The 15,762-nt window shown below is 67.4% G+C and carries 17 protein-coding genes; 9 read left to right on the top strand and 8 right to left on the bottom strand.

Going from position 1 to position 15,762, the window contains the following annotated elements; all coding sequences use genetic code 11:
• Positions 1–81 precede the first annotated feature (81 nt).
• Positions 82–585 carry a DUF5812 family protein gene (locus DEQ67_RS13390; protein WP_004062929.1) on the top strand — a complete coding sequence of 168 codons (504 nt, stop codon included), beginning with the start codon at positions 82–84 and terminating at the stop codon, positions 583–585.
• Positions 586–620: 35 nt separating this feature from the next.
• Here the strand turns inward: DEQ67_RS13390 and DEQ67_RS13385 are convergent, their stop codons facing one another.
• The gene (locus DEQ67_RS13385; protein WP_115803217.1) at positions 621–962 is read right to left on the bottom strand and encodes a hypothetical protein; all 342 of its coding nucleotides are present in this window, start codon (positions 960–962) and stop codon (positions 621–623) included.
• 127 nt (positions 963–1,089) lie between these two features.
• Between DEQ67_RS13385 and secF the strand changes: the two genes are divergently transcribed.
• The 3 genes from secF to DEQ67_RS13370 all read left to right on the top strand — a co-directional run bounded on the left by secF (position 1,090) and on the right by DEQ67_RS13370 (position 4,036).
• Positions 1,090–1,953 (top strand): protein translocase subunit SecF, encoded by an 864-nt coding sequence (gene secF, locus DEQ67_RS13380; RefSeq protein ID WP_004062927.1) that lies wholly within the window; start codon positions 1,090–1,092, stop codon positions 1,951–1,953.
• Complete coding sequence (gene secD, locus DEQ67_RS13375; RefSeq protein WP_004062926.1) at positions 1,950–3,524, top strand: preprotein translocase subunit SecD; 1,575 nt, start codon at positions 1,950–1,952, stop codon at positions 3,522–3,524. The genes secF and secD overlap by 4 nt, the downstream gene beginning before the upstream one ends.
• A gap of 281 nt (positions 3,525–3,805) precedes the next feature.
• The gene (locus DEQ67_RS13370; protein ID WP_004041856.1) at positions 3,806–4,036 is read left to right on the top strand and encodes a DUF7511 domain-containing protein; all 231 of its coding nucleotides are present in this window, start codon (positions 3,806–3,808) and stop codon (positions 4,034–4,036) included.
• A 66-nt stretch (positions 4,037–4,102) separates the two neighbouring features.
• On the opposite strand, the gene rnhB is transcribed toward DEQ67_RS13370, so the two are convergent.
• Both rnhB and DEQ67_RS13360 read right to left on the bottom strand, forming a co-directional pair.
• Complete coding sequence (gene rnhB, locus DEQ67_RS13365; RefSeq protein WP_008606039.1) at positions 4,103–4,750, bottom strand: ribonuclease HII; 648 nt, start codon at positions 4,748–4,750, stop codon at positions 4,103–4,105.
• A 90-nt stretch (positions 4,751–4,840) separates the two neighbouring features.
• Complete coding sequence (locus tag DEQ67_RS13360; RefSeq protein ID WP_115861157.1) at positions 4,841–6,124, bottom strand: tRNA pseudouridine(54/55) synthase Pus10; 1,284 nt, start codon at positions 6,122–6,124, stop codon at positions 4,841–4,843.
• A 190-nt stretch (positions 6,125–6,314) separates the two neighbouring features.
• Between DEQ67_RS13360 and DEQ67_RS13355 the strand changes: the two genes are divergently transcribed.
• The gene (locus DEQ67_RS13355) at positions 6,315–7,292 is read left to right on the top strand and encodes a DMT family transporter (protein WP_006601151.1); all 978 of its coding nucleotides are present in this window, start codon (positions 6,315–6,317) and stop codon (positions 7,290–7,292) included.
• A 126-nt stretch (positions 7,293–7,418) separates the two neighbouring features.
• On the opposite strand, the gene DEQ67_RS13350 is transcribed toward DEQ67_RS13355, so the two are convergent.
• From DEQ67_RS13350 to DEQ67_RS13330, 5 genes are all read right to left on the bottom strand, one after another.
• Complete coding sequence (locus tag DEQ67_RS13350; protein WP_115803212.1) at positions 7,419–8,027, bottom strand: twin-arginine translocation signal domain-containing protein; 609 nt, start codon at positions 8,025–8,027, stop codon at positions 7,419–7,421.
• A 100-nt stretch (positions 8,028–8,127) separates the two neighbouring features.
• Positions 8,128–8,721: a DUF4112 domain-containing protein gene (locus DEQ67_RS13345; RefSeq protein WP_004062921.1), complete on the bottom strand. Its 594-nt coding sequence runs from the start codon at positions 8,719–8,721 to the stop codon at positions 8,128–8,130.
• A 215-nt stretch (positions 8,722–8,936) separates the two neighbouring features.
• Positions 8,937–10,238 (bottom strand): malate synthase AceB, encoded by a 1,302-nt coding sequence (gene aceB, locus DEQ67_RS13340; RefSeq protein ID WP_424020128.1) that lies wholly within the window; start codon positions 10,236–10,238, stop codon positions 8,937–8,939.
• Positions 10,231–11,268 (bottom strand): isocitrate lyase, encoded by a 1,038-nt coding sequence (aceA, locus tag DEQ67_RS13335; RefSeq protein WP_004062919.1) that lies wholly within the window; start codon positions 11,266–11,268, stop codon positions 10,231–10,233. The genes aceB and aceA overlap by 8 nt, the downstream gene beginning before the upstream one ends.
• Entirely contained in the window at positions 11,265–11,519 is a 255-nt protein-coding gene (locus DEQ67_RS13330) for a hypothetical protein (RefSeq protein ID WP_004062918.1), read from the bottom strand. Before DEQ67_RS13330 ends, aceA begins: the two co-directional genes overlap by 4 nt.
• Positions 11,520–11,865: 346 nt before the next feature.
• Here DEQ67_RS13330 and DEQ67_RS13325 point away from each other — a divergent pair, with 346 nt between their 5' ends.
• The 4 genes from DEQ67_RS13325 (at position 11,866) to DEQ67_RS13310 (ending at position 15,660) form a co-directional block, all read left to right on the top strand.
• Positions 11,866–12,819 (top strand): ABC transporter ATP-binding protein, encoded by a 954-nt coding sequence (locus DEQ67_RS13325; protein WP_115861151.1) that lies wholly within the window; start codon positions 11,866–11,868, stop codon positions 12,817–12,819.
• Positions 12,816–13,592 (top strand): ABC transporter permease, encoded by a 777-nt coding sequence (locus tag DEQ67_RS13320; RefSeq protein ID WP_004062916.1) that lies wholly within the window; start codon positions 12,816–12,818, stop codon positions 13,590–13,592. Before DEQ67_RS13325 ends, DEQ67_RS13320 begins: the two co-directional genes overlap by 4 nt.
• A 132-nt stretch (positions 13,593–13,724) precedes the next feature.
• On the top strand, positions 13,725–14,624 hold the full coding sequence (locus tag DEQ67_RS13315) for a S49 family peptidase (protein ID WP_004062915.1): 900 nt from the start codon (positions 13,725–13,727) through the stop codon (positions 14,622–14,624).
• The gene (locus tag DEQ67_RS13310; protein ID WP_115861149.1) at positions 14,611–15,660 is read left to right on the top strand and encodes a DUF4350 domain-containing protein; all 1,050 of its coding nucleotides are present in this window, start codon (positions 14,611–14,613) and stop codon (positions 15,658–15,660) included. Before DEQ67_RS13315 ends, DEQ67_RS13310 begins: the two co-directional genes overlap by 14 nt.
• Positions 15,661–15,762: the final 102 nt, after the last annotated feature.

Below are 15,762 nucleotides of genomic sequence, written 5' to 3'. Positions count from 1 at the left end.
CACCGTCGCCGTGGGTATCGATGCCACACGCCGCCGTCAGCGCCCGAAACGGGGAAAAGGCCCGGTGGCGTACAGCTGGTGATGACCGAGTCCGAGTCCGAGACCGACACCGAGGCCGAGTCCGAGCGAACGGGAACGTTTCTCGTCACCGCCGCCGACGAGGAGTCGGCCGTCCTGAAGGACGTTCACTCCGGGCAGGTCCACGCGCTCTCGTCGAACCCCGGCGTCTCCGAGGACGAAGCCGTCCGCGGGACCGTCGCGCCCGACCCGCCGATGAACGTCTCGTGGCAGCTCGTGGAGGTCGAGTCGCGCTGGACCGTCTCCGTCGAGCGCTCGACCGAGTCGCCGACGACGAACTCCCGGGACATCGCCGCCGACAACCCCGACGGCGAACTCGTCCGCGAGGAACGCGCCGGAACCGGCGAGATTCACGTCCTGTCGGTCCCCGACGACATGACCGAACAGGCCGTCGACGACATCCTCGACGACAGAGAAGGCCTGCTCTCGCGGGCCGCCAGACTCGACGTGAACCGCGTCGAAATCCGCTCGCAGCCGGGCGTCGTCGCGGTCCGCTACATGCCCTGACAGGTCGGTTTTCACCCCGGAGTTCGTCTCGCGTTCTACCGCTGTTCCGCCGTCGAGGAGACCGGCCCGTCCGCGCTCTGGACGCACCAGCCGCCGTGGACGCTCCCCTCGCGCTCGACGAACTCGACTGTCGTCTCGTCGTCGATGCGGGTCGCCCCTTCGGGGTCGAGTTCCTCCACGCGGAGCGTCAGCGTCAGCGAGTCGCCGCAACAGCCAACGTCGAGGAACTCTTCCCACTCGTCGCCCGGCGCGGCGTCCTCGTGGACCCGTCGCAGGTAGGTCACGAAGCGGTCGGCGGTCAGCTGGTCGTGGCCCCACGCGCTGAGTTCGTCGGGGAAGGAGACGACCACGCGGGTCGCCGTCGGTTCGGTCGTCATAGTTCACGATTGTCGGCCAACGACTATGGGCCTGTCGCGGGTTCGCCGCGCGCTCGCCAGACCGCGCCGCGGCCGAAATCGTCCGCGGATAAGAAACCTTATTCCGCACCGCTCAGGACCGCAACCCATGGTTGAGTTTACGGTACCGGAGGTAGACTACACCCGGTACACGAATCGCCAACTCGCGGCCGTCCCCCTCGCGGTCCTCGCGGTGGCCCTACTGGTCATCGGAGGGTGGTACGTCGCGACTGGTGCGCCGGTGAATCCGGGCGTCGACTTCACCGGCGGTACCGAACTCCGCATCGCAACGGATGCCCCGCAAAGCGAGGTCGCCGCGGCCTTCGATAGCCAGCCCGAATCGATTCGCTCCGTCGCGGCCGACGGAACCTACGTCGTGACGTTCCAGTCGGGGAGCGCGACATCGACCGAACTCCAGACGCAGGCCGAGGACGCCGGCTTCGAAGTCAGGTCTATCGACGCCGTGTCGGCTAACTTCGGCGGCGAGACGCAACTGCTCGCCCTCGGCGGCCTCGCGGTCGCCTTCGCGGGCATGAGCGTCCTCGTGTTCGCCATGTTCCGCTCCTTTGTCCCCTCCATCGCGGTCGTCCTCTCGGCGTTCTCCGACATCGTCATCCCGGTGGCGCTGATGAACCTCTTCGGCATCGAACTGTCGCTGGGGACCGTCGCGGCGCTCCTGATGCTCATCGGGTACTCGGTGGACTCGGACATCCTCCTGAACAATCACGTCCTCCGGCGCTCCGGTGACTTCTACGAGTCGACCGCGCGCGCCATGCGCACCGGCGTGACCATGACGCTCACGTCCATCGCGGCGATGATCGTCATGACCATCACGGCGACGCTGTTCGGGATTCAACTGCTCGCCGCCATCGGGACGGTCCTCGTGTTCGGCCTCACCGCCGACCTGATGAACACCTACATGCTGAACGTGACCCTCCTTCGCTGGTACAAGTTCGAGGGGGTGGCTCGATGAGCACGCTCCGCGACAACTGGCGGGTCATCTTCCTCGTCGTGGCCATCCTGCTATCGACGTTCGCCCTCTTCTCGCCGACGATGGGCAATCAGTCCCCAATCGGCGAGGACGACAGCGCGACGAACCTCCAGTTCGGTCTCCAACTCGACGGCGGGACGCGCATCCGCGCGCCGCTCGTCGGCGTCACCGCCGAAGACGTCGAGTTCGAAGGCGACTCCGAGCGCGTCGTCGAACGGCAGGTCGCCGCCCAGATAGCCGGTGCCGACGCCGCGGACATCATCGCCCGCACGGGCGCTGAGTCCAGCACGGTCGAAGCGACCATCGAGAACGTCACGGCCGACGACCTGAGCGCCGCGCTCGACGCCGCGGGCTACGCCCACGGCGAGGTCAGAGACGGCGTCACCGGGACGACCCGCGCCGAGACGGTTCGCGTCCTCCAGTCGAAGATTAACGAGGCCGGCCTCTCCGGCGGGACGGTCCAGCAGGTGACCACGGCGACGGGCGAGCACTTCATCCTCGTCGAGGTCCCCAACCGCGACCAGTCCGACGTCGTCGACCTCGTCGGCGAGCGCGGGACGGTCCAAATCGACATCTACTACCCGACCGGAACGGACAACGGCTCGCGGACCTACGAGACGCGCGAGGCCGTCCTGACGCAGGCCGACTTCACCTCCATCGGGACCGCACAGGAGTCCCAGACCGGAAGCGGGGCGTTCGTCCCCGTCTCCGTCCGCGACGACCCCGCGGCGGAGTTCCAGACGGCAGTTCAGGACACCGGCCTCGCCCAACCCGGCGGGACGCGGTGTACCTACATGGAAGACGGCGGTCGGAACACGACCGAGGGCTGTCTCCTGCTCGTCGTCAACGGCGAGGTCGTCAACGCCTTCGGTATGAGCGGCGGGCTCGCCGACACCATGCGGGCCGGCGAGTGGGCCGGAGCGCCGAGCTTCCAGCTCCAGACGCGCAACACGTCCGAGGCGCAGGAAATCGCCATCAACCTTCGCGCCGGCGCGCTGCCGGCCCGCCTCGACCTCTCGGGCGAGGATAGCGGCACCTCGTCGTACATCTCCCCGAGCCAGGGTGAGAGCTTCAAGTTCGACTCGCTCATCACGGGCATCGTCGCGGTGCTCGCGGTCGCGGGCGTCGTCTTCATCCGCTACGGCAAACCGCAGGTCGCCCTGCCGATGATCGTCACCGGCCTCTCCGAGGTGTATATCCTCCTCGGATTCGCCGCGGCCATCGGCTACCCGCTCGACCTTTCCGTCATCGCCGGCTTCATCGCCGTCATCGGGACCGGGGTGGACGACCTCATCATCATCGCCGACGAGGTGATGGGCGAAGGCTCCGTGAAGTCCCGCAAGGTCTTCCAGTCGCGGTTCCGCCGCGCCTTCTGGGTCATCGGTGCCGCCGCCGCGACGACCATCATCGCCATGAGCCCGCTCGCCGTGCTCTCGCTCGGTGACCTCCAGGGCTTCGCCATCTTCACCATCCTCGGCGTCATCGTCGGCGTGCTCGTCACCCGCCCGGCGTACGGTGACATCCTCCGACTCCTCCTGACCGAGGACCGCTGAGGCCGACCTCGATTCGGCCGACGCGTTTTTGCCGACCGCCCCCCGGACACCGCGAAGTCGCGATTCCGTCCGCTCGGGCGGCCTCGACGATTCTCGAAGCTGATATCTCCGTGCCCGGACGAGCGTTCTCTATTTCAGAATCGGCAGACTGCGGCGGTTTCGGTCGTCCTCACCGGGGCGGATTCGCCGACAGAATCATATAGACAGTCTATAAAATATTGAGTGAAGCGGCAACCAAGCAACCGCCGCCCGTCGGTAATCACGGTGCACGCACTCCACTCATGGACGATACGACCCTTCGACACGACGACCCGGACGCGACGACGACCCGCCCGGACGCCTTGCGGCGCTCCGACGCCGCGGACGACGAACTCGTCGCTATCGTCGCCCCGTACGACGACGCGCCCGACGAGTGCACCATCTTCCCCGCAGGACTCACAGAAGACGAGCTGCTGACGACGTGGCTCTCCGCCCAGGAAGGCGCGTACGTCGCGCTCGCCGAGATGCGGTAATCGTCTCCGCGATTCGCCTCCGAACTACCGGCCCTCCACGTTTTCCACCGCCGGTTCCCCGACGCCTCAGAAATCCCCTAGTGACGACTGTTCGTGCGCGGCCACGAGGTCGGCGCACGTCGACCACGACTTCCGCGCGCAGTCCGGCAGAATGCCGTGGTCGCGGACGTACTCCCGCAGGAACTCGCGGGTCGTCCCGTCGCTCGGATAGCCGCTTCCGACCTCGCCGTACTCGTCAGCGATGGCCTCGACCCGCCGGTCGCGTTCGACTTTCGCCACGATGCTCGCCGCGCCGACGATGGCGTGTTCGTCGTCCGCGCGGTGCTGGGCGCGGACCGCGACCGAGACGCCCGCCTCGGCCAGTCCCTCGCGGACGCGACGGCCGAATCTGGACTCGCTCACGTCGCCCGCGTCGCAGACGAGTTCGTCGGCGTCGGCGGCGACGTCGGCGGCCGCTTCGACCTGCGCCCGGACGGTCAGCAGGTTCATGTCCGTCTCGGGGTCGTCGATGGTCTCGGGCTCGACGAACGCGACGCCGACCGAGATGTCGTCGCACTCTCGCAGTTCTGCGGCGAGTTCCTCGCGCCGCTCGGGGGCGAGGCGCTTCGAGTCGGCGATACCGTCCGGGAGGGCGTCGGGGTCCGCCCGGACCGCCGCGGCGACCATCGGACCCAACACGGGTCCCTTTCCGGCCTCGTCGACGCCGATGTGCATACCTGGTCGGGTCTTGGGGTGGAAAATTAGAGGTTGCGGTCCGCGACGCCGACCAGACCGGTTCCCGCCGACTCCCGCCGGCGTCTCGATTCAGTCCTTGAAGAACGCGTCGTCCTCGAACGGCTCGTCCTCGCCTTCGACCGCGATGACGTCGAGCGCGGTGACGACCGCGCCCGTGTCGAGGATGCCGGCGAGGCTCGGGTTGGTTCGGCCCTCGTCGCCGGAGACGAGTTCCTTGATGTAGAGGCCGCCCTCGCCGTGGATTTCGACGGTCGCGTGGCGCGGGTCTTCGAGGTCGCCGGTGGCGTCGTAGACGTGGCGGGTGCGGGTGATGCTCGCGCGGCGGTGGTCCACGCGGTTGGGGGTGTACTGCTCGATGGTCGCGCCGGTGAGTTCGTCCAGCGCGGCCGCCAGTTCCGCGTCGGTCACGCCGTCGTCGAACTCGACGGCGGCGCGGTACTCCTTGCTCGCGTCGAGTTTCTTCACGCGCTCGACCATGTCGTAGGTGGCGAGTCGGAGCCCCTCGACCTCGATTTCGCCCTCGGCCATCGCGTTGATGTCGCCTTCGAGCTGTTCGACGTCGACGGTGCGGCGACGCGGCTCCATGATTTCGACCACGAACGGTCGGCCCGTGCCGAGCATGAGCGCGTCCACGTCCTCGCGGCCCGCGCCGTGGAACTTCGCGTCGACGCCGTCCATCACGTCCGTCACGACGGGGGCGACGAAGCCCTCGACGCTGTTCTCGTAGAGGTAGCCGGAGCCGCCGCAGTAGTCGCACGGCTCTTTACCCTTGTAGCCCGAGCCGTCGCACTCGCGGCAGGGCCACTCGGTCTGCGGGATGTCGCGGGCGAGCTTCCGGTAGCGCCCGTAGACGAACGCGGAGTTGAGTTGCGCCTCGACGGTGTCGGCTTCGATGTCGAGGAGGAACTGCACGTCGGGGCGGGTGAAGTCCACCTCGGCGCCGGTGAGCCGGCCCACGCGCTTTCCGACCTCGCGGTTGAACTCGGATTTGAACAGTTCGCCGGCGTCCTCGGGGAGCCCCGCGCCCTCGCGGAGGAGCAGTTCGTTCTCCTCGACGAGCGGCGGCGCGCGGGTGCCGACCTGGTACGTCTCGACTTCCACGTCCTCGATGGCCTCTGCACAGCGCTCGGCCCAGTCGTCGAACTCGGCGCAGGCTCCCTCGCAGACCCAGCAGTCCTCGGTCTCGACGGCCTCGTACGGTTCGTCGTCGTCGAGGGCGGCGGCGACCCGGAGCGACTTGCCCCGCTCGGCGTTCGTCAGCCCGAAACTGCGCTCGGCGAAGGCCCGGCCCAGACAGGCGTCGCAGACCGGCCCGCTCTCCGCGAGCGCTCGCGCGTCCTCAAGGATGCTCATGGTCGGTCTCTCTCGGGGCGCGCGTAACTAGCTTACTTTGTTCGTCGGGTCGCCGACGGCTTCGCTGACGTTCCGCCACGCTGAGACGGTTGTCAACACGACCCGAGAGGAGTGCTATCTCGGCTCCGAGAAATTTGATGTACGGCGGCGTGGTAGCCGTTTCAACACCTGGGTCTACGGTCGATATCTCGTGTCTATCAATACGCAAACGAATCGGACGCTCGCACTGTTCGCGACCATCGCGGTCCTCTGGGGGACCTCCTTTATGGCTATCGAGGTCGGACTCGACGCCCTCCCGCCCGTGCTGTTCGCCGCCCTCCGGTACGACGTGGCCGGCGTCGTGCTGTTCGGCTACGGCCTGCTCGCGGCGGAGGACTGGCGGCCCCGCGGCCGCGACGAGTGGCTCGTCGTCTTCGTCGGCGGCGCGCTCCTCATCGGCGCGCACTTCTCGCTTCTGTTCTCCGGCCAGCGGTACGTGACGAGCGGCGTCTCGGCCATCGTCATCAGCCTCGCGCCCGTCCTCACGCCGCTTTTCGCGTGGCCGATGCTCCCCGAAGAGCGCCTCGACGCGTTCGGCTTCCTCGGCGTCTTGCTGGGGCTGGCCGGAACGGTGGTCATCGCCCTCGCGTCCGGGTCGGTCGGCGGCCAACTCCTCGGCGTCCTCTTGCTGTTTCTCGCCGCCGCGGCGTGGGCGTTCGGCTCGGTACTCGTCAAGCGACTGCCCGGCAACCCGCCGGTCGTTCCGATGCAGTCGTGGATGATGCTCATCGGCGCGGCCATGCTCCACGTCACGAGCCCCGTCCTCGGCGAACCCGGCCTCGCGAGCGTGGCGTGGACGCCCGTCGTCGTCGCCGCGCTGCTGTTTTTGGCCGTGCTGTGCAGCGCCGTCGGCTTCATCGCCTACTTCGTCCTGCTCGACCGCATCGGCGCGGTCGAAATCAGCCTCGTCAACTACGTCACGCCGGTCGTCGCCGCCGTCACCGGCTGGGCGTTCCTCGGCGAGCGCCTCGGCCCCGTCACCGTCGCCGGCTTTGCGCTCATCCTCGCCGGCTTCGCGTTCATGAAGCGCGACGCGCTCGGCCCGCTGGGGCGGCGCTTCGGCGTCCGCGTCGGCCTCGTCGCGCCCGCACCGGCGGCCGACCCAGACGGACTGCCGGCCGACGACTGAGTCGCTCCCGTCGCTGCTCTCGCGTCGCGTTACGCTCCCGTCGCTCCGCGTGCAACAGCGCGAGTCGTCACCCGCTTCGGTCGAAAAAAGCTCCGTCGCGTCCGACGCCGGCGTCGGTCGTCGTCCTCAGTTGCTGGTCTCGTTGCCGGACGACGTGGTCGTCTCGGTCGCCGTCGTCGTGACCGTCTCGTTGGCGGTCGTCGTCTCGGTGACCGTCTCGTTCGTCGCGGTTTCGTTCGTGGTCGTCTCGTTCGTGGCCGTCGTCGTCGCGGTCTCCTCGGCACCGACCTCGTGAGTCGCGAGGACCTCTTCGGCACCCTCGCTGCCGACCCAGACGACCTCGACCGTCGAGCCGCTTTCTGCGGACTCGATTTCGAGGAAGTTACCGACCGAGACGGGGAACTCCCCGCCCTTGTCGCCGTCAGCGACCCACGTCGCGGTGCGCTCGTCGTCGACGGTGACGTAGACCTCGTCCGTTCCCTCGTCGGTGATTTTCTCGCCGCCCATGTGGACGACGCGGAGGACGCCGCTGTTCGTGCGGAAGGTGAGTTCCGGCGACGGGACCTCGGCCGGTTCGGCCTCGGTCGTCGTCTCGCCAGTCGTACTGTTGCCGGTCTCGTTGCCCGTCTCGGTATCCGCGGTCGGCTGCGACTCGGAGCCACCGCCCATACAACCGGCGGTGGTGAGGAGGGCTCCCGTCGTGGCGACGCTCTTCAGGAAGGTTCGTCGTTCCATACGCCACGGTTTGCAAGCTCGTATATATGTCTTGTAGTTTATATTTTGGGGGGAGATAACCAGCCACACACCCGGTTTAGTTAGTTTGTTTTTCAGATAGTTACAATAGGCCAACCTGTCCGAGCAGCCACAGGGCGACGAGCGCAGTCGCCGCGCCGAGCGCGACGAGCAGGAGGGTGACGGCGGCCACCGCGGCCACGAGGAAGCGCCGGTCGGCCGCTGCGGCCGCGGGGGAGGTGTCGTCGCATCGGGCTTCCAACAGCCGGACGTTCCGGGCGTTGGCCTTCCACGCCGCGTCGAACACGTCGCCGACGAGCGGTATCGACCCGACGGTCGCGTCGAGGACGACGTTGCCGAGCATCCGCGCGAGCGTCGCTCGCGGCACGCCGAGCATGGCGGCCTCGACGAGGATGTACGCCGAGAGCGCCGAGGCCGTCGCGTCACCGACTCCCGGCACGAGCCCCAGTATCGGGTCGAGGCCGACGCGGTAGTTCGTCCCCGGAATCTCGACCGCCTCGTCGAGGTAGAAGCTCACCGTGCGGAGTCGCGCGAGGGTCTCCTCGTCGGTGACGCCAGTCGCCTCGAACTCGACGACTGCATCGGGTTCCAGCGGTTCGTCGCCGTCGCCGCTGCCGTCGTTGGCGTCGTCGCTCTCCGACGCGGTCGTCGCCGGGGTGTTCGAGGAATCGTTCACACGCGTCGAGTCGCGCGCGCGGACCTTGAGGCTAGCGTCGATAGGAGGCCTGTCGAGTCGAAGCGGACCGCGCGAGACTGCCGAAGAAAGCGAGGCGCGCCGCCCCCACGGTTCGGGCGCGCGCGCCGCAGAGCTACGAAACCGGACGCCGTCGTCTGACCAAGCCGGAAACCGGGGCCGACGGCGGACCCCCTGTGGCGGACCGTCTTCCGCGCTTACAGACCCACCTCCATCGCGCGCTCGACGACGCCCGCGCCGTAGCGTTCTTCCAGTTCATCGTGTTGGTCCGGGCGGTTCTCGTACACGTCTTGGAACAGGCTGATGGGCGTCATCGCGGCCTGATAGGTCGCTTCGTCCCACATCCGGTCTTTTTCGATGTCGATTTCGGTGCCGCCGATACGGAGCGTCGCGGACTGCGTCATGGCGATAGCGCCGCGGCCGGCCTCCTTGGCCGCCTCGAACTCCTTCATGGAGTCGACGATGTCGTCCATGCTCGGGACGTACGAGGTCAGACCCAGCAGTTCCTCGCGGAGTTCGTCGGCGGTGAGCTCCCGCGCGTCGCCGCCGACCCGGAGTTCGTAGCCGCCGTCGGTGGCTTCGAGCGAGAGGCGGTCGCCGTCGTACGCCTCGACGCCGTCCTCGGACGCGAGTTCGACCTCCTCGCCGTCCGCGTCGAGGAGCCAACTGCCGGTCTTCGGCGGGAGCGGCGAGGTGTTTGCCTCGACGACCTGTCCGGGCGTGAGCGACCAGATGCCGAGCATCCCCTTCGCCTGATTGTCGGTCATGCGCTCGCGGTAGCCCTCCACGTCGCGGATGTCGTCGTAGGGGCCGTCCACGGCGATACAGCCGGCGGCGCTGGCCCCGCGCGAGGTGTTGTGTCGAAGCTCCGGCCACGCCGGGAGTTCGCCCGTCGGCGTCATGGCGCGCATGTCCTTCGTGTAGTCGACCTCGCCGTCGACGAGGAGGAACAGCCGTTCGAGGTTGTTGGAGGGCTTGCCCATCTCGTCGCGGAGGTCGCACATGGCGAGTTCGGCCTCGCCGCTCTCGATGATGACCGACATGGCGAGGCTCCCCTCGTCGAGGCCGTGCTCGTGCTCGACGATGGTGAAGCACTCGTCGGCCTTCTTCCAGTCGTCGATGCCGCCGACCTCGGGGATGACGAAGCCGTCGATGTGCTCGACCGCCCCGCGCTCGGGGTCGGTGATGTCGAGCATGTGCTGGAAGCCCTGATATCGGGTCTCGGGGCTGTCGCGGTGCCAGACCATCCGGGGGTGAATCTCGCCCGGGAACTCCGCGCCCTGTTCGGAGATGACTTCGACGATGTTCTCGGCTCCCTCGTCGCGCATCGACGGCGCGGTGGCGTCCTCGTTGTCGGGGACCCACACGTCGGGCGCTTGCATCCCGCGGAGACCGGCCGCCCGTCGGAGCATCTTCGCGGAGTCGTCTTCGCCCTCGACGGCCGTCGGCGAGGTGAAGAACGTCCGCACGAACTCCCTGTCGTGTCTGCGCTCAGTCATCGTCGTTGCTCGTGATGGGGTCGGCCTGCTCCTCGCTGAACCCTTCGGACTCCTCGATGCGGCGGCGCGCCTCGGGGTCGAACTGCGTCTCGATGTCCTGATACCGCGAGACGAACGACAGTTCGTGGTGGCTCTCGGTCGGGTGGCCGAGGTAGCGCTGCTCGAGGTCGAACTGGCCTTCCTCGTCCTGCTCGGCGAGCTTCTTGAAGTCCTCGTAGACGGCGTGCGCGCCCGAGTGGAGGCCGAACAGCGTGATGAAGATGTACTTGTAGCCGAGGTCGCCCAACTCCTGGAACGTCAGCGGGTCCTCCTCTTCGGACCACGCGAACGACGACGAGTAGTTGAACGCGAGCTTCAGGTCCGGATGCGTCTCGTGAATCTCCTCGGCGTAGGCGACGGCGTCCTCGCGCGAGGGGTTCGGCATCTCGGGCCAGACGATGTCGACGCCGGCGTCGGCGTAGATGCGGCCGCGCTCGACGTGCTCGTCCCAGTCGCCGTTCGAAGAGCCGTAGGCGTCGGTGCGGGCGATGACGACTGTATCTTCCGACTGCTTGGCGTCGACGGCGGCCTCGAAGCGAGCCTTGGCCTTCTCGCGGGAGACGATTTGCTTGCCCGCGATGTGGCCGCAGCGCTTGGGCGTCGTCTGGTCTTCGATGTGGACGGCGGCGACGCCGGCCTTCTCGTACTCGCGGACGGCGCGGCGGACGTTGTGGATGCCGCCGTAGCCCGTGTCGCAGTCGGCGATAACCGGCAGGTTCGTCGCCTCGACCATGCGCTTTGCGTTCTCGACCATCTCGGTCATCGTGACCATCTCCAAGTCCGGGAAGCCGAACTGCCCGAGGACCGTCGAGTAGCCGGACATGTAGGCGGCGTCGTGGCCCGTCATCTCGGCGAGGCGGGCGTCGAGCGCGTGGTACATGCCGGGGGCGAACACGAAGTCCTGCGTGTTCAGCATCTCCCGCAGTTCGCGGGCCTTCTGGTTGTCAACATCCTGTGCGAAGACGTCGCTGTCGAGTTCGGTCGGGTTCATTGGGTGTCGGTGGGCTGCATCGTTCGCTCGATGCGGTTCAGTTGGGCGCGGAGCGCGGCGAGTTCGCGCCGAATCGTCGTCATCTCGTCGTCCTCGCCCGGCCGCTGGATGAAGGGGACGAGCGGCGCGTCCATGTTCTCCTCGTTGTTGGGGTAGCGCCGCGCGGCGGGGGGACGAGTCGGCGTCGAGCGAGCGGTGGTCGGCGTGCGGGTCGTCGTGTCGGTTCGGGTCGTGTTGTCGCGGTTTGTCATCGGTTACGTCGGTGGGGTCGGCGGTCGGTAGCGGTCGGTTCGTATCGCGGTCGTCGAGCGGTCGGACGCGTGGTGTGCTGCGGATACTACCATCGGATGTCTCCTCACCCGGTTCGACTGCCGAGGAGTACTAATAGTTAATGATTGATAATGATAATATTAGTTAATGACTTAGTTCTGTACGGATGGATATTAGGCCCTAATTTGATACATGGTAACACACCGTCCCCTCGCAGAGGATTCGAGCGTCGTCGGCTCCACCCGGCGACCGGGCGTGCCACGCCGTGACGGGGCGTTCCGCGGACACTACGCTTAATCGCGTCCACGCCCGACGACGCACCAACGAATGGCATCTGCGATTGAGATACGCGACTTGACGAAGTCCTACGGCGACGTCCGCGCCCTCGACGGCGTCGACCTCGACGTTCCGGAGGGCTCGTTCTTCGGGCTGTTGGGCCCGAACGGGGCGGGGAAGACGACGTTCATCAACATCCTCGTCGGACTCGTCCGCAAGACCGGCGGCGAGGCGAGCGTCTTCGGCTACGACGTGGAAGACGACTACCGCGAGGCACGCGACCGCATCGGCCTCGCGCCCCAGGAGTTCAACGTGGACCGCTTTTTCCCCATCCGCGAAGTGCTCGAACACAAGGCGGGCTACCACGGAATTCCGCACGACGAGGCCGCAGAGCGCGCCGACGAGGTGCTCAAGCGCGTCGGCATCTACGACAAGCGCGACACCCGCTTCGACTGGCTCTCCGGCGGGATGAAACGCCGCTTCATGCTCGCGCGGGCGCTCATCACCGACCCCGACCTGCTCATCCTCGACGAGCCGACCGCCGGGGTCGACGTGCAACTGCGCCACGAACTCTGGGAGACCATCGTCGACCTCAACGACAGCGGGACGACCATCCTGCTCACGACCCACTACATCGAGGAGGCCGAACGCCTCTGCGACGAGGTCGCCATCCTCGACTCCGGGTCCGTCATCGAGGTCGCCAGCCCCGAGGAACTGATGGACCGCGGGACCGACGACATCGTCGTCCAACTCCGCGACCCGCCGACCGCAGTCCCCGACTTCGCGGCCGACGACGACCGCGTCGAGGCCGTCGAACTCGACGGCACCCGCCTCGTCGTGACGGCCCAGCAGGGCGGTCTCGTCGCCCCCGACGTGGTGCAGGCGCTCGACCGGCAGGGCCACGAAATCGTCGACCTCGAAATCTCGCGCACGTCGCTCGAAGAGGTGTTCGTCGAGATGACGAGACAGGGCGAGGGCCGCGCCACCGCGGAGGTCGAGCAATGAGCCTCACGAGCCTCGACGTGACCGGCTTTTACGCCCTGCTTCGCCGCGAGGTTCTCCGGTTCGTCCGCCGCCCGCGCAACACGTTCGTCCCGCCGTTTATCACGAACGTGCTGTACTTCTCCGTGTTCGGCGTCATCCTCGGCGAGCGCATCAACGAAATCGCGGGCGTCCCGTACATCCTGTTTATCCTCCCCGGGCTCATCGTCCTCGGGGCCGTCTCCAACGCCTTCGAGAACGCCTCTTTCTCTATCTTCCACGGCCGCTGGAACCGCTACATCGAGGAGGCGCTCACCTCGCCGCTGTCGTACACCTCGATGGTCGGCGCGTACGTCCTCTCCAGTGCGACCCGCGGGGTGCTCGTCGGCGCGCTCGTCGCCCTCATCGGGATGGTCTTTACCACCGTCGGCGTCGCCCAACCGTTCTACCTCGTCGCGTTCATGCTCATCATCACTCTGCTGTTCGCGGGCCTCGGCGTGGTCGGCGGCCTCTGGGCCGACGACTTCGACGACCTGACGATGATGAACCAGTTCATCCTGCGCCCGCTGGTGTTCTTCGGCGGCGTCTTCTACTCGCTCAACGAGATTCCGGCGACCTTCCAGCAGGCGTCGCTGCTCAATCCGATGATATACATGGTCAACGGCGTCCGCTACGGCTTCCTCGGCGTCACCGAGGTGGACCCGAACCTCTCTCTCGGCGTGCTGACGGCGCTCACGCTCGCCGTCGTCGGCCTCAACGTCGTGCTGTTCCGGCGCGGCTACGGGCTGACCGACTGAGACTAACCGGCCGACGCTCGGGCGACGGCGAACCCTCGGGCGATGCAGTTCCCCGCCGCCGTTATTGTCTGGCGGACTGTATTTTCTAATGACAAGTATTTTGAAACCGGCTCGAAAACTCACGGTCGACGTATGGTATCAAAACCCTCCTCCGCGGCGTCGACGCGGACCGTCTCGGTCCTCGCCATCGTCGCGGCCGTCCTGGTTGGAGCATTCCTCGCCCCCGTCGTCTACGACGCGGCCGCGCCCACCCCCGACAGGGTCGCGGTCATCTCGGTCGACGGGACCATCACCTCCCACACAGCTGACCAGCTGGAAGAGGACCTACAAGAAGCGCGAGAGAACGAATCGATAAAGGCGGTCGTCCTGCAGGTCGACAGCCCCGGCGGCTCCGCGGCCGCGTCCGAGCAGATGTATCTGGCGGTCAACCGGACCGCCCAAGAGATGCCCGTCGTTTCGAGCGTCGAAGGAACGGGCGCGTCGGGCGCGTACTACACGATGCTTCCCTCCGAGAGCATCTACGTGACGCCCTCCTCGGTCATCGGGAGCGTCGGCGTCCGCGGGTCGGCCCCCATCGGCGGCACGTCCAACGAAATCCGCACCGGACCGGACAAGGCGTCGATGACCGTCGACCAGCGCGAAGCCCAGATTGAGACGCTGAAACACGCCTTCGTCGGTAGCGTCATGGAGCACCGCGGCGACGAGCTCTCGCTGTCGCGCGAAGAGGTCGCCTACGCGAAGGTCTACACCGGCGCTCGCGCCACGCAGAACGGCTACGCCGACGACATCGGCACGCTCCAGACGGCCATCGACCGCGCCGCCTCCGAGGCCGGCCTCGAAAACTACGAGGTCGTCGAGAAGGAGCCGCCGACCCAGTCCGGCATCATCCTTCTCAGCTCGCAGGACGGCAACTCGACGGTCGTCGTCGAAGAGAGTCCCATGGGCTACGACGGCGTTCGCGCGCCGCAGTTCCTGATGGTGTACGGACAGGTGCAGTACGAAGACGAGGTGATCGGCAATGTCTCAGCGTAACTTACTCGGCGGGACGGTCGTCTTCGCGGTCGTACTCGGCCTCATTCTGGTCGGGGCCGCGGTGGCACCCTACGCCGTCCAACTCGGCGGCAGCGACTCGGCAGACACCCAGAACGCCGCGAAACAGGCGTTCGACGCGGACGAACTCGTCGCCACGCCCGGCCCCGAATCGGGCGAGGTGACGATGGACTCCAACGCCGCGTCGAAGACCGTCCTCATCGACGTCGGCCACGGCAACGACGTGAGCGAGTCCGACGTGCAACCGCTCGTCGATGCCCTCGTCGCCAACGGCCACGAGGTTGAGTACCTCACCCGCGAGGACGCCCAGCGGAACTTCAACGCCTCGCTCCGCCGGGCCGACGCCTTCGTCGTCGTCAACCCCGAACAGCCGTACACCGGCGGCCAACTCGACGGCCTCCGGTCGTTCGAAGACGCCGGCGGCCGCGTCGCTCTCGTCGGGGACCCGCAGTCCGCGGGCACGACGAGCATCCTCGGCCTCGTCAGCGTCTCGGTGTCGTCCGGCCCCACCGGCGGCGACGCCGGACTGACCTCCGACTACGGGGTCTCGTTCGGCTCCACGTCGCTGTACAACATGCACGACTACTACCTCAACTACGAGAACGTCTACGCCACGCCGGAGGGCGACACCGCCCTGACCGAGGGCGTCGACGAGGTCGTGTTCCGCGACGCCGCGCCGCTTTCGATTTCGGCCGACAGCGTCTCGCCGGCGCTCGTCTCCGGCGGCGAGACCCGCGTCGAGTCGATTCGTAAGTCCGGTCCGTACACGGTCGCCGCCCAGAGCGAGACGGTCGTCGCCATCGGCGACGCCGACTTCCTCACGCCCGAGTCGGCCTACGAGGCCGACAACGAGGTGCTCGTCGGCAACCTCGCGGACTTCCTCGTCTCCGGCGACAAGGAGTCCGGTGCGCCCGCTCCGGCCACGCCCGAATCCGGCGCCCCGGGTCCGGGCGGTTCAGCGTCCGGCCCGGCACCGGGTTCAGCACCCACCCAGGGAACCACGCCGACCTCGGCGTAACCGAGTCGCACCGACGCGACTGACACCACCCATCGACGACGCGACCGAAGCCGGACCCCCGGTTTCGACGCGTCCCGTTCGTTTCTTTCGAGGCTCAGTCCC

Source organism: Haloferax sp. Atlit-48N, assembly GCF_003383015.2.
GTDB lineage: Archaea > Halobacteriota > Halobacteria > Halobacteriales > Haloferacaceae > Haloferax > Haloferax volcanii.
Note: the sequence above shows the minus strand (reverse complement) of the source record. Positions and strands in the feature narration are given on the sequence as shown.